Below are 25010 nucleotides of genomic sequence, written 5' to 3'. Positions count from 1 at the left end.
CCACCCATTAATCATTAATCACTAAACATTAATCATTACTCCCCATGACCGCACAAGAGTTTTTTAAGAACGACCGCTTCGCCACGAATGCAGGTGTAGAACTGATAGAAATAAAGGAAGGATACAGCAAGGCACGCCTGGTTATCACGGCAGAGCATCTCAATGCAGGAGGCCGTACGCAAGGAGGGGCCATCTTCACCCTTGCCGACCTGGCACTGGCAGCAGCAGCCAACTCCCACGGAACATTGGCCTTCTCTCTTTCGTCCAATATCACCTTCCTGCGCAGCAGCGGACCGGGCGATGTACTGTATGCCGAAGCACGCGAACGCTACATCGGCCGCACCACCGGATATTACCAGATCGACGTCACCAACCAGGAGGGAAAACTGATTGCCACTTTCGAATCCAGTGTATTTAGAAAAGGGGATAACATCACTTTTTCCTTACCACAGACGTCATCGGATAGCGGTTGCCCCGGACACTCTTGAAGAATGCCTTGGCCGAACCGAAATTCAAATACATGTCCAAGCGAATGGGAAGGTGGTTCTTATCATCGGATACGAAGAAGGTGATGACCTCCTTCTCCTTACCTTTCTTGTACTCTACGAAAGAGAATACCAAGCAGCGGTAAACGGTGTCGTTATTCGCCTTGACCTCCTCCTTGCCGCGGTAAATCAACGTCTGCTCTTCCACCCTGCGTCCCGTGGCCATGGGAAAGAGTATCTTCTGCCCTACCTTGTAGTCTTTAGGGTCATAAGAGCGCGCCTGCGCCAAAATGCTCAACATATCGAAGATACAGCGACTATCACTGTATTCCATCTCCTGAGCCTCACGCACGGGATTGTGCCAGGTGCGTCTCTGCTTTACATTCGCCAGTCCGTCCGAGTAGGAGAACCAAGCCTCGTCCACCGTATGGCGGCTTCCCTCCTCCGCCGCTTTACGGAAGTAGAGCGGCTCCAACCTATCGCTGACATAACAAGTCAACGTATCACGCATCTTGAAGAAAAAATCGGTCTTTTTACTGCCTACACAAAGCAAGTTAAAGCGAAATGCAGGCTCGGAATGGTAAGTCGTGGCATTGGTAGTGAGGCTTGCCAGACCCACCTTCTTCCAAATGAACTTCCAATTGAAATATAAATCGTACATGACATGCTCGCCCGACTGGAAAGCTTCATTCTTTGCAGTACATTGGGCCTGAACAGACTGGGAGGTTCCCAAACAGACCGCTCCCACCATCAATAGAATGAACAATTGCTTCCGCCTAATAGCTATGGCCTCTACCACTGTTGCGGCTGCTATTGCCACTGCGGTTATTTTTGTTCCTGTTTTGCTTTTTCTTGTCTTCATCTGGTTTTTGTTTTTTTAGTTCGTCCGGCTTCTGCCTATCCAGGGACTTGGCCTTAATATCCCATTCCTGGGTCAAATCAAAGTTCGCTTTAAGCTCCAGAACCATCGGATAATAGTAAACCATTTCAGGCTGGCGCTTCTCGGCGTAGTTTCCCGTATCCCAGACGCCATTCCCATTCGTATCATTTATCAGCCGCGCTCCATATTTGCCCGGATTGAGGAAATAGAAATCGGCTTTCCCATCCACCACCGGCACCGTGCGCAGCACTTTGTCCTGACCGTCCAGTAGTTCCACAAAAGCCAGAGAGTCCGCTCCATGCACATTAAAGAATGTCTCTTATACATATCTGCCCGTACTCTTCCAGCTTCTTGGCCTTGAAGTCCTTCTTTATCTTGTCGGAGAACAACCCGTACAACCCGCGTATGGCAGCAGAATCCACTTCAAATGTATAGCTTTCGCCGGGTGCCCATTCGGCAAACAGATTATAACGCTTCAAGTCCAAAGAGTCGCGCATAAAGTCGAACGGGATATCCTGCCACAACGAGTCCACTTTCAGTTTCAGATGGAAAGCGGTGGTATCTATGCTTGCCACCGGCTCCGTAAACGACAGAGTAAGATAATCATATACATCGATTGCAGAAGGGGCATACACATCTACAGCCAGGAATTCCGTCGGCTCGGGCTCTTCCACCTCACCTTCCTTCAACTTCTTCTTTTTCTTCTCACGCTCTTTCTGTTCCTTTTCCTTCGCTTCCTGCTTCTGTTTCTGCTGCTTGTCGTATGTCAACTTCGCCAGCACATTCAAAGTATCGGTACGGGGTACCAATCGTTTCAGGCTATCCGTATACAAATAGGTGATACTCATTTTCAGGGAATCCTGCTTATAGAGCAGAGAATCCTTTATCCAATAATGAATCGTATCGTTCCGGCCGGTAGGCTGTTCTATAACAAACGCATCTTCCTCATTAAAGTTCAATCCTTTCAATAAAGGCAACGTGTCTGCCGGAGCAGTGAAATAGAGCGAAAACTTCTCCGGAGTCAACCGTTCGGCCTTCAAAAAACGTTGCGAGAAGGAAAGCTCCTTGAAAGCACGCAGCAGAACATCATCCGGAAGGTAGTGGGTATATTGACGTTCTACAATCGTATCTACTGTCAGCGAGTCTATCCAGGTCGTATCCTGGCGCATGCGCTCTTCCATGGAAGGAATGATGATAGAGTCATTAAAAGCTATCACTTCCGTCGGCTGGGAATAGGCAAAATTCTGGTCGGCATCCTGCAAGGCATAAATGCGATACTTGCCGGGAGCCACTCCACGGATAGAGAAGCGTCCACGACTGTCCGTACGCCCCACCCGCTCAAAAGGAAGTTTGGTAAAAGCGGAGTCGGCCAGATTGGCATGCAGACCGACCAGCATTCCTTTCACCGGTTCAAGATTGGCCGCATTCAGTACTGTACCGGCCACAGCCATAGAGTCGAGACGGTCGCCCGTAGAGAAAGAATAGAAGAAATTCTCCAAGGGATTCCCCTCATTATTATCCTGGATGGCATCACCAAAATCGAATGTATAAGTAGTATTGGGTTTCAATGTATCCTGCAGAGTGATGACCACCTTCTTCCCATTAGACTTAATTTCGGGCTGCTGCACCTGCGGAGGGGATATTACAATCTTCTCATTCGGCTTGTCAAGCTTGATAAATTCATCGAACTCAATGGAAAGTTTATTTTTATTGTGATGGAGTGCGCCGGGCGTGGGAGTACCGGAAATAAAACGCGGAGGAGTCTCATCATAAGGTCCTCCTTCAATACGGCCCACACTGGCACAAGAATACAGTGCGGCAGCTATGGCAACACCCCCCAACAACCTGCGGAAAAGCGGCTTCATTTTAGTATGGCGTTTACGTTCTAACATGCTGCAAAAATAAAGGTTATCTGCCAATTAGCGGTATGCTTTACAGTATTTTAATCAAAAAATGTCCTTTCGTTCTCATCTATGTATGAAACATAGTTAAAAAAGGAAGTGTTTCACACCTTATATACTAAGAAAAGAATATTTTTGCAGACGAAAACTGAATAGGAGTATTCAGTTTTCTTTTTCCTGCCTTATTTCTAAATCATGAATTACACACAAAAACGCCTTTCAAGAATCGAAAAAAAGAAGAATATAAAATTATACAGAGAACAAAAAAGAGTATGAAGAGTAGATTAGTATTATTGGCATGTTGCCTGGCACTGCTCAGCAGTTGCGGACAAGGCGACAAAGGAACGGGTAAAGCTCCCGAATTTGCAGTGATTGAGGCAAAGACCACCACTGCCAACTTGACAAACAGCTACCCTGCTACTATCAAGGGTAAACAAGATGTAGAAATCCGCCCGATGGTGAGTGGGTTCATCACAAAATTGCACGTGGATGAAGGCGCAACAGTGCGCAAAGGACAAGTGTTGTTCAGTATCGACCCCGTACAGTATCAGGCAGCCGTAAATTCGGCCAAAGCTGCTGTTGAAACAGCCAAAGCTGCCGTAAACACACAAGAACTGACTGTAAACAACAAACGTGAACTGAACAAGAAAAACATCATCAGTGACTACGATTTGCAAATGGCCGAAAACCAGCTGGCACAGACAAAGGCACAACTGGCACAAGCCAATGCCCAATTGGTCAATGCCAAGAACAACTTGTCATACACCAGTGTAACCAGCCCCAGTGACGGTGTAGTAGGTAGCATTCCCTACCGCGTGGGTAGCTTGGTTAGTCCTTCCGTAGCCAGCCCGCTGACTACCGTTGCCGACATCTCCGAAATGTACGCCTACTTCTCCATGACCGAACGCCAACTCTTGTCACAGATTCGTGAAGGCGGTAGCACCAAGGAAATTCTGGAAAAGATGCCGAATGTACAGTTGCAGCTCATCGACGGAACCATGTATGCCGACAGTGGCCGCGTGGAGACAATCAGCGGAGTCATTGACCAGACTACCGGTTCGGTAACCATGCGTGCCCTCTTCCCCAACAAGCACAACGTGCTGCGTAGTGGAAGCACCGGCAATGTGGTATTCCCCAACCCGCTGCATGATGTCATCATGATTCCACAGTCTGCCACTACCGAAATCCAGGACAAGCAGTTCGTATTCGTACTGCAACCGGACAACACGCTGAAAAATACCGAAGTTAAAGTGTTCAGCTTAGACGACGGCAAGTATTATTACGTGACGGAAGGTTTGAAAGCAGGCGAAAAAATCGTTATCGAAGGGGTACAGAACCTGAAGGACGGACAGTCCATCACGCCCATCACGCCTGCTGAAAAGGAAGCCGAATACCAGAAGGCCCTAAAAGACCAGAAAGAAGGCAATATTCAGACTGCGTTTCAATGAAAGAATAAAAAATAAAAAAATTCTTCAATTTTTAATTCCTTAATTGTTCATGAAATGAAATTAGATAGATTTATTAACCGTCCGGTACTATCAACGGTAATTTCCATCCTGATAGTAATCTTAGGAGTTATTGGTCTGGCTACCTTGCCTATCACCCAATACCCGGACATTGCACCTCCCACCGTATCGGTAAGTGCGACTTACCAAGGTGCCAATGCCCAAACGGTGCTTAACTCCGTTATCGCTCCGCTGGAGGACCAGATTAACGGTGTGGAAAATATGATGTATATGAGTTCGAGCGCCACCAACAGCGGTTCGGGCGACATTTCCATCTACTTCAAGCAAGGTACCGACCCCGATATGGCAGCGGTGAACGTACAGAACCGCGTTTCCATGGCGCAAGGCTTGCTGCCTGCCGAAGTTACCAAAATCGGTGTAACCACCCGTAAACGCCAGACTTCCATGTTGATGGTATTCTCCATCTATGATGAAAAAGACCAGTACAACATCGAGTTCCTGGAAAACTACGCCAACATCAACCTTATCCCTGAGGTGAAACGTGTCAACGGTGTGGGCGATGCCATGGTATTGGGACAAGACTACTCCATGCGTATCTGGCTGAAACCTGATGTAATGGCCCAATACAAACTTATCCCCAACGATGTGGTTGCCGCCTTGAGCGAACAGAACATCGAAGCGGCTCCCGGCCAGTTGGGTGAGCGCGGTAACCAAACCTACCAGTATACCCTGCGCTACAAAGGACGTCTGCAACAGACTACGGAGTTCGAGAACATTGTCATCAAGGCCTTGGAGAACGGTGAAATACTCCGTCTGAAGGATGTAGCAAATGTGGAACTGGGCCGTCTGTCATACGGATTCAACAATATGGTAAACGGACATAAAGCCGTGAGTTGTATCATTTTCCAGATGGCAGGCAGTAATGCCACGCAGACCATCTCGGATATCGAGGCCCTACTGGACGACTATTCCAGCAAACTGCCCGCCGGCTTGAAGATAAACATTGCACAGAGTGCCAACGACTTCCTCTTCGCTTCCATACATGAGGTAATCAAGACATTGATCGAGGCCTTTATCCTGGTGTTCATCGTAGTGTATATCTTCCTGCAGGATATGCGCTCCACGTTGATTCCCGCCATCGCCATTCCCGTGGCGTTGATTGCCACCTTCTTCGTATTGAAACTGATTGGCTTCAGTATCAACTTGCTGACCCTTTCGGCCATGGTGCTTGCCATTGCGATTGTGGTCGATGATGCCATCGTCGTCGTCGAGGGCGTCCATGCCAAGCTGGACCAGGGCTACAAATCGGCCCGTACAGCTTCCATCGACGCCATGAGTGAACTGGGTGGTGCCATCGTCTCCATTACGTTGGTGATGATGTCCGTATTCGTTCCCGTGAGCTTCATGGGAGGTACGGCAGGTACTTTCTACCGTCAGTTCGGTTTGACCATGGCGATTGCCATCGGTTTCTCGGCTCTGAACGCCCTGACCCTGAGTCCTGCGCTGTGTGCCATCTTCCTGAAACCTCATAATGGAGGACACGAAAGTCTGAAAGAGCGTGTAGGCGTTGCCGCCAAGGAAGCGCGCAAGATTATGATTGCACGTTATGCCGACTCTATAGGCCGGTTGATGCGTCCCGGCATTACACTGCTCTTCGTGACGGTAGCTATCCTGGGCATGATTTTCGGTCTGTTCAGCTTCAGCGAACACCCCATTCTGTGTAGCTTGATGATTATCATCAGTGTGCTGGCGTTGGCAGGTATGACTACCGACAAGTTCAAACAATCCTTCAATGACTCATACAACGGTATCCTGGGCAAGTATAAGAAACAAGTGCTGTTCTTCATCCAGAAACGCTGGATATCGGCAGGACTGGTTATCGGCTCTATTGTACTGTTGGGCGTATTCATGCAGATAACCCCGACCGGTATGGTGCCCAACGAAGACACCGGTACCATCATGGGCGCTGTGACACTGCCTCCGGGCACTTCACAAGAACGCGCACAAGAGATTTTGAACCGTGTGGACAGCTTGGTTGCTGCAGACCCTGCCGTACAGTCACGTACCGTTATCTCAGGTTATAGCTTCTTGGGCGGTCAAGGCCCCTCCTACGGTTCACTCATCATCAAGCTGAAGAACTGGGAAGAACGTTCCACGATGCAGAACTCCACGATTGTGTACGCCACTTTGTACATGCGCGCCCAAAAGATTATCAAGGAAGCGCAGGTATTGTTCTTCGCGCCGCCTATGATTCCGGGTTACTCGGCTTCAAGCGACATCGAGTTGAACATGCAGGACAAGACGGGTGGTGATTTGAACCACTTCTTCGACGTGGTGAACAACTATAACGCAGCCCTGGAAGCACGCCCTGAAATCAACTCTGCCAAGACATCCTTCAACCCTCACTTCCCGCAATACCAGCTGGACATTGACGCTGCCGCTTGTAAGAAAGCAGGCATCAGCCCCAATGACATCTTGACTACCTTGCAGGGATATTACGGTGGTTTGTATGCTTCCAACTTCAACAGCTTCGGTAAGATGTACCGCGTAATGGTACAAGCCGAACCTGATGCTACCAAGAATATGGAAACACTGCAAAGCATCAAGGTGCGCAACGGCAACGAGATGGCACCTATCACGCAGTTCATCTCCATCAAGAAAGTATATGGTCCTGACGTCATCAGCCGTTTCAACCTCTACACCTCCATGAAGGTGATGGTGGCTCCCGCATCAGGCTACACTTCCGGTCAGGCTCTGCAAGCCATTGCCGAAGTGGCGCAGGAAAACCTGCCTGCCGGTTTCGGTTATGAGTTGGGAGGTATGGCGCGTGAAGAGGCCGAAACGAGTGGCAGCACTACGGGACTCATCTTCATATTGTGCTTCGTATTCGTTTATCTGTTGCTGAGTGCCCAGTACGAAAGCTACATCCTGCCTTTATCCGTATTGCTGTCCGTGCCGTTCGGTCTGCTGGGTAGCTTCCTCTTTGTAGGCGGTATAGGCGCATTGGGCAGCATCCCGGCACTGAAAATGATTCTGGGTACGATGTCCAATGACATCTATATGCAGATTGCCCTCATCATGTTGATGGGTCTGTTGGCCAAGAATGCCATCTTGATTGTAGAGTTTGCCCTCGAACGCCGCAGAATGGGTATGAGTATCACCTGGGCAGCCGTATTGGGTGCCGCAGCCCGTCTGCGTCCTATCTTGATGACGTCGTTGGCAATGATTGTCGGTCTGCTCCCGCTGATGTTTGCTTCCGGTGCGGGTGCCAACGGTAACCGTACGCTGGGTACGTCTGCCATCGGCGGTATGTTAATCGGTATGATTCTGCAAATCTTCATAGTGCCCGCACTGTTCGTGGCATTCCAGTACTTGCAGGAGAAATTCAAGCCGATGGAATGGGAAGATGTGGACAACTCGGATGCAGAACCGGAGATTGAACAATATACAAAATAGTGATTAACGATTAGCGATTATGAAGAAAATAATATGCCTGATGTGCGCAACTGCTTTATTGAGCAGTTGCCACATCTACAAATCATACGACAGACCCGAAGACATGACAACTGCCGGACTGTATCGCGACACGGCGTCCGTGAACGATACATTAGCCGCAGATACGGCCAACTTCGGTAATCTGCCTTGGAGAGAAGTGTTCACAGACCCGCAGCTGCAGACACTTATCGAGCAAGCACTCACCAACAACGGTGACCTGCGCAGTGCCGCCTTGAACGTGAAACAAGCACAAGCCGCACTGATGTCTGCCCGTCTTGCCTATGCTCCGATGCTTGCCTTGTCTCCGCAAGGAACCGTCAGCAGCTGGGACAAGGGAAAGGCTACACAAATCTACTCCCTGCCCGTCACCGCAAGCTGGCAAGTCGACCTCTTCGGTCAACTGCTGAACCCGAAGCGACAAGCAAAGGTTAGCTTGAAGCAGACGCAATTCTACGAACAAGCCGTTCAGACGCAAGTCATCGCCGGCGTAGCCAACATGTACTACACCCTGCTGATGCTGGACCGCCAACTGCAAATCACCGAAGGCACCGTCGAGATTCTGAAAAAGAACCTGGAGACCGTGCAAGCCATGAAAGATGCAGGCATCTACGGAACCACTTCTGCTGCCGTAGAGCAGAGCCGCACTGCCTACGCTCAAGTCATGGCATCACTGCCCGACATACGCCAGAGCATACGCGAAACCGAAAACGCCCTCTGCCTGATGTTGCACCAACCGGCACAGAGCATCGCACGCGGTGTACTGGAAGAGCAACAGCTGCCTACGGAATTTTCAGTAGGTATCCCCTTGCAGTTGCTATCCAACCGTCCGGACGTGAAAGCTGCCGAGATGTCACTGGCTGCCAGCTACTATAATACCAACAGCGCCCGTGCCGCTTTCTACCCGCAGATTACATTGAGCGGTTCGGGAGGCTGGACCAATAACTCCGGTGCAGGTATCGTCAACCCGGGCAAACTGCTGGCTTCCGCCATCGGTTCGCTGACGCAACCCTTGTTCTATCGCGGTGCCAACATTGCCCGTCTGAAACAAGCCAAGGCACAAGAGGAGCAGGCTAAGATTCAGTTCCAAACCGCCCTGCTGAATGCCGGAAATGAAGTGAGCAACGCCCTGCACCTGTATCAAATGGAGAAGGACAAAGCCGTTTCACGCACTATTCAAGTAAATTCTGCCCGCCAAGCTGCCTCAGATACAAAAGAATTGTTTAACTTAGGCACGTCGACCTATCTGGAAGTCTTGTCTGCCGAGCAGTCTTACCTCAGCGCACAGCTTGCAGAAGTATCCGACACCTTCAGCAGCATGCAGGCAGTCATCAGTCTGTATCAAGCGCTTGGAGGAGGAAGAGAATAAAATGAGCGATAAGTGATTAGTGATTAGCGATTAATGAAATAGTAAATCCTAATCACTAACCATTTATCACTAATCATTAATCATTAATCGCTAATTACTATGATAAGTCCGTTAGCTTATGTAGATTCTGCCGCAAAAATCGGCAAGAATGTAACCATCCAGCCCTTTGCATTTATCGAAGGGAACGTGGAAATCGGTGATGACTGTATTATTATGTCGGGGGCAAAAATTCTGCACGGTACCCGCATGGGAAAAGGGAACAAGGTGCATCACAATGCCGTTCTGGGTGCCGAACCGCAAGACTTCCATTATACGGGAGAGAACAGCATGCTGATTATCGGTGATAATAACGACATCCGCGAGAACGTGGTTGTCAGCCGTGCTACCCATGCAGGAAGCGCCACCCGCATCGGCAATGAAAACTACCTGATGGATGGTGTACACCTCTGCCACGACGTGCAGATAGGCAACCATTGTGTACTGGGTATCAAGACTACCGTAGCCGGAGAATGTCAGATAGACGACTGCACCATTCTGAGCAGCAACGTCATTCTGCACCAATACTGCCACATTGGAAGTTGGGTACTGATTCAAGCTGGCTGCCGCATATCAAAGGATGTGCCGCCCTATATCATCATGAACGGTAATCCGGCAGAATACCACGGTATCAACGCTGCTGTGCTTCAACACAAACACCAGGTGACCGAACGTGTATTGCGCCATATCGTAAATGCCTACCGTCTGGTATACCAGGGAAACTTCAGCGTGCAGGATGCCTTGCAGAAGATTGAAGACCAAGTACCGATGAGTGACGAGATACACAATATCATCAACTTCATCAAGAATTCCAAAGGAATCGTGAAGTAAACACCCTTCTTCGGGCACGAATCACGCAGACAATACGGATGAATAAATTCTTTTCTGTAAGTCTGCGTAGTTCGTGCCCTTTTCTATATTCCTCTACAATAGTTCCTGCATTATCTTTTACTATTTTTTGATGCACATTCATTCCAGGCAGTATGCTAAGTAAAACAAACTGTTTCCTTTAACTAAACATTTTGTTTCCTTATAGAGAACACTTTGTTTCCCTTAACAAAACAGTTCGTTCCATTATATGAAAACAAAGTGTTTTTCTATACTGAAACAAAGTGTTCTCTAATGCTGGAACAAACTGTTCAGTGTTGTGAACTAACGGATTAAGTATATAAAGGGTATTTATTATACTGTTTCTGTAGACAATGGTCTGTCTTGTCCTATAAAAGACGGGGAAAGAAGCAGGAAGCAACCGGGTACGCTCGGAAGGGTGAGGGTAAAATTTGCCCTCACCCTTTTTATTTGCTCTCACTCACCCTTGAAAGGGCGATGAATAGGGAGTTTCAGAAAAGCGGTGATAGTGGTGAGGGCAGGTTGAGTAATTTTTTGTTCTACTACTACTCGAAATGCAGGGTACCGAAGAACTCCGGGCAATGGAAGTTCGGCTTCTCCAGACCTATCGGATTCCAGGAAAGGAAATGGGGAGTCTGGAGCTTGTCACCGCATTTATAAAAATTGGCACGGAGCGTCTTTCCATCCAACGAAGTGATGTCATGCAGGAAGAAAGCGGAATAAGGGATGACCAGGGCCACTTCCCAGGCACACTCACCTACTCTTTCGTCGAAAGCCTCACGTCCCAAAGAAGCCCAACGCTGTACTTTATCGAGCACCTCTTGCGGGGCATGCTGGCGGTTTCCACGTCCGGCACCTGCCCCAATAAGCAGAGTCCCGGCACAATTACACTCCATATTGTAGTACACTCCGTCATCGGCAGGCACAGAGAAGAACTCTACACACGCATCTTCCCAAACCGGACCGTTATCGTGGCCTGCAACTGCGCGTACACTCGCTTCCCTTACCTTGAAATGCAGCAGAATGGCATCTTCCGTATGCGCTATGCGGAATTCCACATCGGGAGTATAAGGAAAAGCAGCCCAATTCACTGTGTTTACGGGCTGAAACGCCACCTTCTCTTCATCCAGAAGAGCCGGAACCGACTCTACCGGTATATTGGCCGCACTTACTTTCTTTACATTCAATTCTTTCATTTTACTATTTTGGGGATTAATTGCAGATAGCGGCAACATGCAAAGAGCTGCCGCTATCGTCATTAAAAACTTTTTCAGATACATGAGTCAATGAATTTTTTCATCTCCGGTGTATGCTCCTCCACGCTCTGCAACAGTTTGAACTGAGCCTTGGTACGCACAAGATTGTGCTCCGGATACTGGATTTTATAATAAGTATCACCGTTGATATAATCTGCCAGGAAGCGTACGCACTGCATGTATGGGAACAAGGCAGCCGCATAAGGCAGATTCTCAATCTCTATCGGCAACAAGAAGGATTTGCCCGATTCCAGATAACCCTTGGTAAATGCCTGGAATATTTCCATATTGAAGTTCACATTATCCAGATTCTTGTCGTCTTCCAACCCCGTGTTGGCACCTGAGCGAAGGAAATCGCCATAATCGGAGAAGATGAAGCTGGGCATCACCGTATCCAGGTCGATGACACAAAGCACCGTACCGTCTTCGTCGAACATCATGTTGTTTACTTTCGTATCACAGTGGCATACCCGTTTGGGCAGTCTGCCTTCACGGTACAGACGTTCTGCCTTACACATTTCATCAGCGCGTTTTTCTATCTCATCCAGAAAATACCGCACCTCCTGCACACGTCCCGCAGCATCGGCAGCCACAGCGTCACGGAGTTGCTTCAGGCGGAACTCCATGTTGTGGAAATCGGGAATTGTCTCGCCCAATGTATCTGGAATGTCGGCAAGCATAGCCTGGAAATTACCGAAGGCAGTTCCCGCATAATAGGAATATTCGGGGTTCACCGTCTCGTAAGTCTTGGCACGGGGAATAAAAGTCATGATACGCCAGTAGTTCTCACCGTCATACCAATAGGTTTTCCCTTCGGCCGTGGGGATGAAATGAAGCACTTTACGCTCGACATCGGCCTCTCCTTTCTCTTCCAGCTTCTTACGGATATGCCCGGTCACAGCCTCGATATTAGACTGTAACATCTCTACATTCTGGAAAATGGCATGATTGATACGTTGCAGAACATAGTCCAGCGCATCGGCCTCAACGGTGGTCACTTTGTACGTATCGTTAATCAGGCCTGAGCCTAAAGGCTTGATTTCACGAACCGTACCCTGCATTTGAAAATGAGATACAATAGATAAAAGGTCTTTCATGATAATAAATGAATTAATTTGTTTACAAAGATACGCCGATTGCCATCTATCAAAAGACAAGTATCGTTCGGCGCGCTTCCAAAATTATACATTTATCCAAACATAGCCGCAAAAACTGCCTAATAAATAAGAAGTCTTGTACAAAATATACCTATATTTGTAACTGAAACCTTAAAAACTACCCGAAAAGTGCGAACGTTTATCATCCGGCTGCTTCTTGTTTCAGTAAGCATGATTGCTGCAACCCTGCAGGCGCAGAACATCACCTTCAACCATCTGACAACCGACGACGGTCTGTCACAATTCTCCGTGAACAGCCTTTACATCGATGAAAACGGTGTCTTATGGATTGGAACCCGAGAAGGCTTGAACCGTTATGACGGAGAAGACATACAAACTTACAAGCTGCAGAAGAACGACCCTTACAGCCTTTTCTGCAACACCGTGCTGCGCATGGCCGGCAACCGTAACGGAAAAATCTACCTGCTCTGTACGGAAGGAGTAGCCGAGTTCAATCTCGCCACCCAAAGATTCACCACCCTGCTGCAAGGAAATGTGCACAGCATATATTACAAAGAGGCCCTTTTCATCGGAAAACAGAATGAAATCTACCGCTATAACGAGCAGACCGGGAACTTTGACCTCTATTACCAGCTTCCCGGAAAAAGTCTGGAAATCTGCTGTATGCATCTGGACAAAGGACAAATGTGGATTGGAACGACCACCGACGGAGCATACCGCCTGCAACTGGACAAGAACGAGCTGACCCACCCCATCCTGAAAGGCAACATCACCAGCATATACCAAGACAGCGAAGGCGAGTTATGGATTGGCAGCTGGGAAGAAGGGCTGCACCATGTAAAGACCGACGGAACCATCGAAATCTTTGAATACGACGCAAAGAACCCTTACAGCATCTCTTCCAACTTCGTGCGAGCCTGCTGTGAAGACAATCTGGGAAACATCTGGATTGGGACATTCAACGGATTGAACCGGTATGACAAAAGTACGGGACTCTTCCAGAACCACACTGCCAGTGATGCCCAGAGCGACGGACTGACACACTCTTCCATCTGGTGCATCGTAAAGGACAACCAAGGAACGCTGTGGCTGGGGACCTACTTTGGCGGCGTCAACTACTTCAACCCCGAGTACGAGATATACAGCCGCTATATGTATTCGCCCATCGAAAAGAAGGGGCTGAGCAATCCGGTTGTAGGCCGCACCATCGAAGACAAGGACGGCAATCTGTGGATTGGCACCGAAGGGGGCGGACTGAACTATTACAACCGCCGTACCCGTGAGTTCAAATGGTTCCGCCCGGAAATCGGTCCCAACAGTATTTCCCATAACAACATCAAGGCTCTCTATTATGATGCCTCCAAAGACATCATCTGGATAGGAACCCATCTGGGCGGACTGAACAGACTGGACATACGCTCGGGGCGATTCACACACTACCGCATGGAAGCAGGTAATCCGGAGACCTTGCCTTCCGACATCATCCGCGATATCGCGCCTTACCAAGACCACCTGGTGATAGCCACCCAAAACGGAATCTGCCTCTTCGACCCTGCCAACGGGAAATGCCAACAACTGTTCCAGGACAGCAAAGAAGGCAAAAAAATCAAGATGGTGGCAGATGTCACTTTCGACAGCAACGGTACGCTCTGGATTGCAGCCACGGGCGAAGGTGTGTTCAGCTACCGTTTCGATACCGGCAAACTGACCAACTACCGCCATGATACTGCCGACCCACACAGCATCAGCAACAACAATGTAAACAACATTACCCAAGACAGCAAAGGCAATCTGTGGTTCGCCACTTCGGGCAGCGGACTGGACTTATACCGCCCTGCCAGCAACGACTTCGAGAACTTTGACCAAGCGAAGAACGGCCTTTCCAGCGACTGCATCTACGAGACGCAGGAATCCCCCACCAGCGGCAAACTGCTGCTCATCACCAACGAAGGCTTCTCCATCTTCGACTACCGGCAAAAGGCATTCCTGAACTACAGTGCCGAAAACGGTTTCCCAATGACTGCCGTCAATGAGAATGCCCTTTGCGTGACCCGTGACGGAGAAATATTCCTGGGAGGCACGCAGGGAATGATTTCTTTCCACGAAATGGAGTTGAACTTCACACCAAAACCCTACAAAATCATCCTCTCCCGCCTCATTGTGAACGGAACGGAAATACAAGTGGGAGATGAGACCGGTATCCTGCAGCAAGCCTTGTACTGCACCCCCGAGATTACGCTCAACGCTGACCAGTCCATGTTCAGCATAGAGTTCGCCACTTCAAACTATGTAGCCGCCAACAAAGACGACATCATCTATAAGCTGGAAGGCTTCTCCAACGACTGGAACAGTGCCCGTGGACTGCACAACATCACCTATACCAACCTAAACGCCGGAACCTATAACTTGATTATAAAGCCCAACGGAAAAGACGAGAGCCTTTGTCCGCAAGTCCACCTGACCATACACGTGTTGCCTCCCTACTACAAGACTCCCCTTGCCTATCTTATCTACCTGATAGTGACGGGAATCCTGCTCTGGTATCTGGTGCGTACCTACAAGTCCAGAATCAAGTTGCGGGAATCACTGAAGTACGAACAGAAGCACATCCGTGACGTAGAGGCCCTGAACCAGTCAAAGCTACGTTTCTTCACCAACATTTCCCATGAATTCCGCACCCCGCTGACACTCATCGTGGCCCAAGTGGAAACGCTGATGCAACTCCAGAACTTCACGCCTGCCATATATAACAAGGTACTGGGCATCTACAAGAACAGCATACAGCTACGGGAACTCATCACCGAGCTGCTCGACTTCCGCAAGCAGGAACAAGGGCACATGAAGATAAAGGTAAGTCCACACAACATCGTGAACTTCCTATACGAAAACTATCTGCTTTTCCTGGAATATGCCAGCGCCAAACAAATCAGCCTCTACTTCGAGAAGGAAACAGACAGCCTCGAAGTATGGTATGACCAAAAACAGATGCAGAAAGTGATAAACAACCTGCTGTCCAACGCCGTCAAGCATACCAAGGCGGAAGACAGCATCACCCTCAGCATCAAGACCGAAGGCAGCAATGCCGTCATCCGCGTAACCGATACCGGCAGCGGCATAGATGCCCGGGAAGTGGACAAGATATTCGACCGCTTCTACCAGATAGACCAAATGGACTCTACGGATGCAAGCAAGACGGGTACGGGTATCGGCCTGGCATTGACGAAGGGTATCGTGGAGCTCCATCACGGCACCATCCGTGTGGAAAGCGAACTGGGCAAAGGTAGCAGCTTCATCGTAAACCTGCAATTGGGGAACGCACAGTTTGACGAAGAGCAAATAAATAAGAATGCAGACAGTGTGCAACAAATAGAAATTCCCAAACCGGAAAACGATGCCCTGCTCAAGGCGGAGCTGGAAGAGAGTGCTCCCATCAAACGACTCCCGGATGCAAAAATCCTGATAGTGGAAGACAACGACTCCATCCGCGACATGCTGGCAGGTATCTTCAAGCCCTTCTACGAAGTGCTGACTGCGGCCGACGGAGCGGAAGGACTCGCACTGGTGCGCAGCGAAATGCCCAATATCGTAGTCAGCGATGTAGTAATGCCCAACATGTCGGGAACGGAACTGTGCAAACAGATAAAGAGCGACTTCAACACCTGCCATATTCCCGTGGTACTGCTCACGGCACGTACTGCCATCGAACAGAATATCGAGGGACTGCGCATCGGTGCGGACGACTATATCACCAAGCCGTTCAACACCAATCTATTGATTTCGCGCTGCAACAACCTCGTGAACTCGCGCATCCTTCTGCAGGAAAAGTTCAGCAAGCAGCCGCAAGCCTTTGTACAGATGCTTGCCACCAACCCCATAGACAAGGAGATTCTGGACCGTGCCATGGCAGTCATCGAGCAACATCTGGACGATACGGAGTTCAACGTCAACGTCTTTGCCCGTGAAATGGCAATGGCACGCACCAATCTGTTCACCAAGCTGAAGGCTATCACCGGACAAACTCCGAACGACTTTATCCTGACCATCCGCCTGAAGAAAGGCGCTCTAATGCTGCGCAACAATCCGGAGCTGAATATCACTGAAATTGCGGACCGGATCGGTTTCAGTTCTTCACGCTATTTCTCCAAATGCTTCAAGGACATTTACCATGTCAGCCCACTGGCCTACCGCAAAGGAGAGAATGTAGGAGAGGAAAGTACGGAAGACAGTGAAGAGACATCTTAATATTGTACATCAAGCCATCGCATGATACGGTTTGTACTTTTTCTCCCTTCCCTTGTACTTCCTTATACACCCGATTCCATAAAACCTCTTACCTTTGACCTCAGAATTACAATCTAAAGTCAAAGAACTATGAAGCATTTTTCCCCCTTGTGGTCTCTGCTTCCCGGTGCAGCCCTGATAGCGGGATGCGGAAGCCAATCTAAAGACAAGACTTCGGAGCACTCTCCGCAGAAGCCCAATGTAGTATATCTGATTGCTGATGACCTGGGCATCGGCGACCTGAGTTGTTACGGTGCCACCAAAGTAAGCACTCCCAACATTGACCGCCTTGCCGGACAAGGCATGCAGTTTACCAACGCTTATGCCACTTCTTCCACCAGCACCCCTTCCCGCTTCGGCCTGCTGACAGGCATGTATCCCTGGCGACAGAAGAATACCGGCATTGCTCCGGGCAATTCCGAACTCATCATCGATACCGCCTGCGTCACTATGGCCGATATGTTCAAGGAAGAAGGCTACGCCACTGCAGCAGTGGGCAAGTGGCACCTCGGCCTGGGTCCTAAAGGCGGTACAGACTTCAACCACTCCATCAAACCGAACACCCAAGACATCGGCTTTGACTATGAATACATCATCCCCGCTACCGTCGACCGCGTTCCCTGCGTCTTTGTAGAGAACGGACATGTAGTGGGTCTCGACCCCAACGACCCTATCACTGTGAGCTACGACCACAAGGTCGGTGACTGGCCCACCGGTCTCGAAAACCCCGAACTCGTCAAGATGAAACCCAGCCAGGGGCACAATAACACCATCATCAACGGCATCCCCCGCATCGGCTGGATGACCGGCGGCAAATCCGCCCTTTGGACAGACGAAGACATTGCCGACGTGATTACAGACAAAGCTAAGAACTTCATCACAGCCCATAAAGACGAACCTTTCTTCCTTTATATGGGTACGCAAGATGTACATGTTCCCCGCGTGCCACATCCGCGTTTCGCCGGCAAGAGTGGTTTGGGCGTACGTGGCGACGTCATCCTCCAGCTGGACTGGACCGTGGGTGAAATCATGCACACTTTGGACAGCCTCGGCATTGCCGACAACACCATTTTTGTATTCTGCAGTGACAACGGTCCCGTCATAGACGACGGCTATCAGGACCAGGCACGCGAACTGCTGAACGGCCATACTCCCATGAAGCACTACCGCGGTGGGAAGTACAGCGCTTTCGATGCCGGTACCCGCATTCCCTTCATTGTACGCTGGCCCAATGGCATCAAACCCGGCAAACAACAAGCCCCCTTCTCCATGATTGATGTATACGCTTCATTCGCCGCCCTGCTGAACCATCCGCTGGAAGCAGGCATCGCTCCCGACAGCCGCGACCAGCTCAACAACTTCCTGGGAACCGATACTGCCGGATGTGACTATATTGTACAACAGAATCTGGACAATACACTCTCCATTATCCAAGGAGACTGGAAATACATAGAGCCCAGCGACAAGCCGGCACTGGAGTATTGGACAAAAATAGAAATGGGCAACGCCCCGCAGCCCCAACTGTACAATCTTTCCATTGATCCGTCCGAAAAAGACAATGTGGCAGAAGCCCATCCGGACAAGGTAAAAACGCTCTCTGCCCTACTGGAAGAGGTGAAGGAAGCAAAGAACCAAAGTGAAAGGGAATAAAAGTACAAGAGTGGTATAGTTCGCAAGTTTTGTACGAATTCGTACTTTTTGCGAACTATTAACTAATGCATTTGTATATTCCATCCCCTACATTTGCGATGTGATTCAACTCTGAAGTGAGTACAAAACAAAGAAACAACCTTTATTAATAACTAATTAAATTAATATTTATGAGACAAAAAGTAACCTTTATGCTACTTGCAATGCTCTTCTGCTGTGTACTTGGTATACACGCACAGACCGGAGGCCAAGTAAGCGGTAAAGTTGTCGACGCCATGGGAGAACTGCCCGGTGTCAGCGTTGTTGTGAAAGGAACCACCAACGGAACTACCACAGATCTGGAAGGAAAGTTTACATTGGGCAACGTAAAACCTTCCGACATCCTTCAATTCTCTTTTATTGGATACAAGACCCAAGACATCAAAGTAGGTGACCAACGGACATTCAATATCACATTGGAAGAAGATGCCCAGGCATTGGATGAAGTGGTTGTTGTGGGATACCAGGAAGTCCGTAAGAAAGACTTGACCGGTTCTGTATCCAAAGTCAACATGAGTGACTTGCTCAAGACTCCTTCTGCATCTTTCGACCAGACATTGGGCGGTCGTATCGCCGGTGTAAACGTAAGCTCAGGTGAAGGCATGCCCGGTGGTACGATGACCATCACTATCCGTGGTAACAACTCGCTAACACAAGACAATACCCCACTTTATATCATCGACGGCTTCCCGGTGGAAGATGCACGCGTGGCGGCTGCTATCAACCCGAGCGACATCGAATCGACTGATGTTTTGAAAGATGCATCGGCCACAGCCATCTACGGTGCGCGTGGTGCCAACGGTGTCATTATCATCACCACCAAGCAGGGAAAAGTTGGCAAACCACAGCTCAGCTATGACGGCAGCTTCGGTATCTCCACCGTTACCAAAAAGCTGGACATGATGGATGCTTACGACTACGTAAAACTGCAACTCGAAGTAGATCCCACCCGTGCCATCGAAAAATACCTCCCTCTATACGAAGGTCACCAATGGACACTGGACGACTACCGGGGTATTGCCCAAAACAACTATCAAGACGAAATTTTCCGCACAGCATGGCAGCAAAATCATAATGTTCGTCTGTCCGGCGGTTCGGAAGGTATACGCTACAATGCATCCCTTTCTTATTACGACCAAGATGGTATCCTGCTCAACTCCAATTACGAGCGCCTGCAAAGCCGTCTGAATACTTTGGTAAAACGCGGTAAGCTGACCATAAACTTCAACTCCAACTTCTCTCGTTCCATCCAGAGTGGTTCATCTCCTTCCTCAAGTTCTTACTCTGGTATGAACAACCTTTTCTATAGCGTATGGGGATACCGCCCGGTTAACTATCCCGGCAAGTCTCTCGATTCTTTATTGAACGACCTCGTGGATGACGATGTGGATGCATCAAATGACTATCGTTTCAATCCCATAGCCGACCTGAAGAACGCCTACCGCAAATACTACGTCAACAACCTCCAGTTAAATGGTTATGTAGAATACGAGTTTATCAAGGGATTAAAGCTAAAAGTATCCGGAGGATGGACTTACGACAACCGTCACACCGACACCTTCAATAATTCCAAGACCCGCTACGGTGGTCCTACTTCTACCGACAAAGTGAATGCAGAAGTAGTACGCCAACAACGTCTGACATGGCTGAACGAAAACATCCTGACTTATCAGACCAACTTCAAAAGCAAACACTTCTTGAACGCACTGCTCGGTGTAACATTGCAGAACTCTGACTATGAATATTATTCATTACGCATGAAGCAGATTCCCAACGAATCACTGGGCATGGCCGGTATGAGTCAAGGCACTTTCGACAAAAGTACCTCTACCTTGTCTTCCTGGTCTATGCTGTCTTATCTGGGACGTGTGAACTATAACTACAAGTCTAAATATTATGCCACAGCCTCGTTCCGCGCAGACGGTTCCTCCAAGTTCAGTAAGAAGAATCGCTATGGCTACTTCCCTTCAGGCTCACTGGCGTGGAGCTTCTCCGAAGAAGACTTCATGAAGGATTATAAGAAATGGTTTTCAAGTGGTAAAATCCGTCTGAGCTGGGGTCTTACGGGTAACAACCGTATCGGCGAATATGACTACCTTGCCTTATTGGACATGATTAAAAGCCATGCCACCACCAGCATGACCAACACCGTATATCCTTTCGACGGTAACAACGGAAATGTCGGTGTAGCTCCTATCTCTCTGCCTAATGAAGATTTGAAATGGGAAACTACCGAACAGTGGAACTTAGGTCTTGACCTGGGATTCTTCGATGAACGCATCAGCTTCACTGCCGACCTATACCGTAAGACTACCCGCGACTTGTTGCTGGATGCCACCCTTCCCTACTCTTCAGGTTATCTGACAGCCATGAAAAACATCGGTAAAGTACGCAATGACGGTATTGAATTGACGTTGAACACCGTGAACATAGACAGCAAAAACTTCAAGTGGAGCAGTAATTTCAATATTTCCTTCAATAAAAATAAAGTATTGGAACTTGCCGAAAATCAGACTAGCTTGTTGAGTACCGCCAGATTTGACCAGAACTTCAACAGCCAGCCCAATTATATTGCCAAAATAGGACAACCAATGGGTATGATTTACGGATATATCTACGAAGGTACCTATAAATATGATGATTTTGACAAAAGCGGCAGCAGCTACACGCTGAAGGGTAACATTCCCCACTACGTAAGCGAAAGCAATACACAGCCCGGTATGCCCAAGTACAAAGACTTGAACGGTGACGGCGTCATAGATACCAATGACCGTACCATGATAGGACGCGGTCTGCCCATCCATACCGGTGGTTTCACCAATAATTTCGAATACAAAGGCTTCGACCTAAGCGTATTCTTCCAATGGAGCTACGGCAACGATGTACTGAATGCCAACCGCCTGTTCTTCGACAGTGGCTTCCAGAAGAAACGTGAGTTGAATCAATATGCCAGCTATACCGACCGTTGGACACCGGAAAACCCGAACAGTAATATTCCGGCAGCTACCAACTCAAGTTCCAATCTCGTGATTTCTTCACGCGTAGTAGAAGACGCTTCATTCCTGCGCCTGAAAACTGTGACGCTGGGCTATACCGTACCCAAGACTTTCTTGAAAAAATATAAAATTGACAACGCACGCCTTTACGTAGCTGCACAAAACCTTTGGACTATTACCGGTTATTCCGGCTACGACCCCGAAGTATCTATCCGTAGCGGAGGCTTGACTCCGGGCCTTGACTTCTCGTCTTACCCACGTGCACTCTCCGTAAGTTTCGGTATCAACTTAGGTTTCTAATCCCACTAAAACACTGGAATATATATGAAAACAATAAAAACAATTATATTATCTTTCGCTTGTCTGGCAATGGCATCTTGCGATTTCCTGGACAAAGAACCGACCAAGCTGACTCCCGACAATTACTTTAATAATGCGGAAGAAGCTCTCTCATTCCTGACCTCTGTATACGCTCCACTGACCTCACAGAACTTCTACGGAAACGAGTATATGTTCATGACGGGTGCCGACGATTTGTCCCACTACGGTGGCGGTCGTAATCCGCAAACCAGCGGTGCCATTGCATGTAATAATGCCAATTCAAGCTCACCACAGTTCAGCAACCTCTGGCAAACACTTTATACCGGTATCGACCGTGCCAATACATTCTTGGAGAACATAGATAAGACGGATGACATATCCGACAAGTTGCGTCTGCAATATGCATCGGAAGCACGTTTTATGCGTGCTTACTACTATTTTACGCTCGTACAAGGCTGGGGAGACGTTCCTTTCAAAACCACTTCGACAAATAGCGTGACCGGGCTCGATATTCCCCGTACAGACAAGCAGACTATCTATGACTTCATCACCACTGAAATTTCCGAGTGTGCCGAAGGGCTTGCCACAGCTGCAGAACTGGGTTATAAGCCAGGACACGTTTCACGTTCCGCAGCATGGGGTATCTTGGCACGCGTTTATTTATTCCGTGCCGGCGAGCACTTCCGCGACAACACCAGTGGAGACGCTACAGCCATTCAAAATTATTTCAAACAAGCCAGCACATACGCACAAAAGGTAATGGGCGAAGGACATAGCCTGACAGCCAACTACTGGGACGTATTCATCGACCTCTGTTCTAACCGCTACAATACTACAGCCAATGAAAGTATATGGGAAGCCGAATTCGCCGGTGACTATACTTCCGAAGTAAGAGCGGAGGGACGTATCGGAAACCTGATAGGCATCAAATGTCCAGACCAGTCTACCGACCAATCCCTGCTGGATGCCAAAGACCCCGGATTCGGTTATGCCTACTTCTGGTCGACTCCTAAGCTGTATGAGCTCTACAAGGCGAACGGCGACATCAACCGCATGAACTGGAGCATTGCACCATTCGAATATGTAGAGGCCGTGAGCAAGAAAGGTATTACGGGACGCCAATTCGAGTTCGGCAAAATGGAAGAGGTGAAAAACCAGTACTGGGATGTATCCTATAGCTACGGTCAAGGTGACGCTGCCAAAAAGACTGGCGACTACGAAAAGAGTGAAGCCGACTCCGAAAAGAATTACTCACGCGCTTGCGGAAAATACCGCAGAGAATATGAGCTTTACGGGTCGAAGAAGAACAAGAACTACACCTCTATCAACTTCCCGTTGCTACGCTACTCGGATGTATTGCTGATGGTGGCCGAAGCTGAGAACGAAGTCAGTGCTTCTCCCACTACACTGGCTTATAAATGCTTGAACGACGTGCGTAACCGTGCCGGTATCGCTCCCTACGAAGAAGGCAGTCTCAGCAAGGAGGCCTTCCGCCAGGCAGTAAAAGACGAGCGCGCTATGGAACTTTGCTTTGAGTATACCCGTCGTTACGACCTCATCCGCTGGGGTGAATATGTAAAAAACATGAATGAGCTGGCTCCCCGCGCCTTGCAAGGTGCCAATGCCAATTGGTCTACAGGACCCAATTATAGTGTCTACACTTTTTTCCAGATAACAGATGCTTATAATTACTTCCCGATACCGGATAGTGAAATGTCTGTGAACAAAGCTATCACCCAAAATAATCCGGGTTGGTAATCAAGTGAGTGAAACAAGGATAATCATTCCAAATAAATGAATAATATTATGAAACTAAATAAACTATTGATAGCTGTCAGTATCGCAACCTTCGCCCTTGCTTCCTGCGAGAGTGAATTTACTAAAGATGCCGAACTGAATGTAAACGTGGCAACCGGAGACGGTGTAAGTTTCGACGGCCAGACCATTACCGTAAAAAGTGGAACTCCAGTAGAGTTCCATTTCAACGGCGATCCGGACTTCCTCACATTTTACAGCGGTGAGGCCGGAAAAGAATATAAATATAGAGAACGTACCACAGTGGACGAAGGAGAAGTAGAAACTTCAACTTTAAAATTCAAGCTGACTCCACAATATGGAAAACCGGAAAACATACTGACCATGTATGTGTCTGCCGACTTCCCCGGACTGGAGAAAGGCAACTTTGAAGTAGACTCCGTACTGGTGGAACAGCACGCTTGGGAAACCCTGATTCCGGCAGCCGACTTCCCCGCTACTCCAAAGGCACAAGATTTTGAAGTGGACATGAAGCCCTATTTAGGCAAACGCATCGCTGTGGCCATCTGCTACCGGGGTCAAGACAAATCGGCCACACAATCCAGATTCACCTTCGGCAATATGCAGATTGTGAACAAGATGACCAACGGACAGGAAACGGCTTTCACCGCCAACTCGTTCGGCTTTACCCCCATCAACATGTTGCACCGCCACAACCTGAGCGACCAGAAGGGTATGACCTCTAACCGTGCCTATGGTACAGTTACCAATAACACCTCCGGTATCTGGAATTTCAAAGATATGAATGCTTTCTTCATTCACAGTTCCAGTGCCAACACCGAGTTAAAATACAGTTGGCTGGTGTCCAATCTGTTTGTGGTCAATGCATGTTCCCCCGATGCAGGCACCGGATTGAAGAATGTTACCCAAAGTCTTGACTCTTACCAATACACTTACAACGCTCCCGGCACCTATACCGCTACCTTCGTAGGTACCAACGGCAATTACAAGCAAGAGTCTTCCGTGGTGCGCGAATACACGGTAGTCGTAACCGAGTAGTGAAGAAAAACGTACTATCAACACAAGACTTCTAACCTTAAAATTTTTTTATAGACC

13 protein-coding genes and 1 pseudogene are annotated in these 25010 nt (G+C 48.6%); 10 read left to right on the top strand and 4 right to left on the bottom strand.

The annotated features are described in order from the left end of the window. Nucleotides 1-44: 44 nt before the first annotated feature. Nucleotides 45-488 (top strand): PaaI family thioesterase, encoded by a 444-nt coding sequence (locus tag ABUA47_RS02520; RefSeq protein ID WP_005826009.1) that lies wholly within the window; start codon nt 45-47, stop codon nt 486-488. On the opposite strand, the gene ABUA47_RS02515 is transcribed toward ABUA47_RS02520, so the two are convergent. Continuing rightward, the gene (locus ABUA47_RS02515; protein ID WP_080545834.1) at nt 433-1347 is read right to left on the bottom strand and encodes a DUF3108 domain-containing protein; all 915 of its coding nucleotides are present in this window, start codon (nt 1345-1347) and stop codon (nt 433-435) included. The genes ABUA47_RS02520 and ABUA47_RS02515 overlap by 56 nt on opposite strands. Next, nucleotides 1262-3257 (bottom strand): annotated as a pseudogene (locus ABUA47_RS02510) (Ig-like domain-containing domain). Before ABUA47_RS02510 ends, ABUA47_RS02515 begins: the two are co-directional and overlap by 86 nt. Before the next feature lie 281 nt (nt 3258-3538). Between ABUA47_RS02510 and ABUA47_RS02505 the strand changes: the two are divergent. The 4 genes from ABUA47_RS02505 (at nt 3539) to lpxA (ending at nt 10460) form a co-directional block, all read left to right on the top strand. Beyond that, a complete protein-coding gene (locus ABUA47_RS02505; RefSeq protein WP_005833830.1) occupies nt 3539-4714 on the top strand; it encodes an efflux RND transporter periplasmic adaptor subunit in 1176 nt (391 codons plus the stop codon). Between the two features lie 54 nt (nt 4715-4768). After that, nucleotides 4769-8188, top strand: coding sequence for an efflux RND transporter permease subunit (locus ABUA47_RS02500; protein ID WP_005833831.1), 3420 nt, complete (start codon nt 4769-4771; stop codon nt 8186-8188). A gap of 19 nt (nt 8189-8207) precedes the next feature. Continuing rightward, entirely contained in the window at nt 8208-9593 is a 1386-nt protein-coding gene (locus ABUA47_RS02495) for a TolC family protein (protein WP_005826021.1), read from the top strand. A gap of 99 nt (nt 9594-9692) precedes the next feature. Next, nucleotides 9693-10460 (top strand): acyl-ACP--UDP-N-acetylglucosamine O-acyltransferase, encoded by a 768-nt coding sequence (gene lpxA, locus ABUA47_RS02490; RefSeq protein WP_005833833.1) that lies wholly within the window; start codon nt 9693-9695, stop codon nt 10458-10460. 563 nt (nt 10461-11023) lie between these two features. On the opposite strand, the gene ABUA47_RS02485 is transcribed toward lpxA, so the two are convergent. Further along, nucleotides 11024-11758 carry a carbohydrate-binding family 9-like protein gene (locus ABUA47_RS02485; protein ID WP_005826029.1) on the bottom strand — a complete coding sequence of 245 codons (735 nt, stop codon included), beginning with the start codon at nt 11756-11758 and terminating at the stop codon, nt 11024-11026. After that, nucleotides 11749-12831, bottom strand: coding sequence for a phosphotransferase enzyme family protein (locus tag ABUA47_RS02480; RefSeq protein ID WP_035447656.1), 1083 nt, complete (start codon nt 12829-12831; stop codon nt 11749-11751). Before ABUA47_RS02480 ends, ABUA47_RS02485 begins: the two co-directional genes overlap by 10 nt. 189 nt (nt 12832-13020) lie before the next feature. Here ABUA47_RS02480 and ABUA47_RS02475 point away from each other — a divergent pair, with 189 nt between their 5' ends. From ABUA47_RS02475 to ABUA47_RS02455, 5 genes are all read left to right on the top strand, one after another. Beyond that, nucleotides 13021-17094, top strand: a complete 4074-nt coding sequence (locus ABUA47_RS02475; RefSeq protein WP_349831415.1) for a two-component regulator propeller domain-containing protein — start codon at nt 13021-13023, stop codon at nt 17092-17094. A gap of 129 nt (nt 17095-17223) precedes the next feature. Then, nucleotides 17224-18783 (top strand): sulfatase family protein, encoded by a 1560-nt coding sequence (locus tag ABUA47_RS02470; protein WP_035447652.1) that lies wholly within the window; start codon nt 17224-17226, stop codon nt 18781-18783. Between the two features lie 191 nt (nt 18784-18974). Then, nucleotides 18975-22118, top strand: coding sequence for a SusC/RagA family TonB-linked outer membrane protein (locus tag ABUA47_RS02465; protein WP_230583260.1), 3144 nt, complete (start codon nt 18975-18977; stop codon nt 22116-22118). A 24-nt stretch (nt 22119-22142) separates the two neighbouring features. Further along, nucleotides 22143-23897 carry a RagB/SusD family nutrient uptake outer membrane protein gene (locus ABUA47_RS02460; protein ID WP_035447648.1) on the top strand — a complete coding sequence of 585 codons (1755 nt, stop codon included), beginning with the start codon at nt 22143-22145 and terminating at the stop codon, nt 23895-23897. Between the two features lie 48 nt (nt 23898-23945). After that, the gene (locus ABUA47_RS02455) at nt 23946-24953 is read left to right on the top strand and encodes a DUF5017 domain-containing protein (RefSeq protein WP_035447847.1); all 1008 of its coding nucleotides are present in this window, start codon (nt 23946-23948) and stop codon (nt 24951-24953) included. Nucleotides 24954-25010 lie beyond the last annotated feature (57 nt).

It is taken from the genome of Bacteroides sp. RTP31139st1_H2_RTP31139_211217 (assembly GCF_040227615.1).
GTDB lineage: Bacteria > Bacteroidota > Bacteroidia > Bacteroidales > Bacteroidaceae > Bacteroides > Bacteroides uniformis.
Note: the sequence above shows the minus strand (reverse complement) of the source record. Positions and strands in the feature narration are given on the sequence as shown.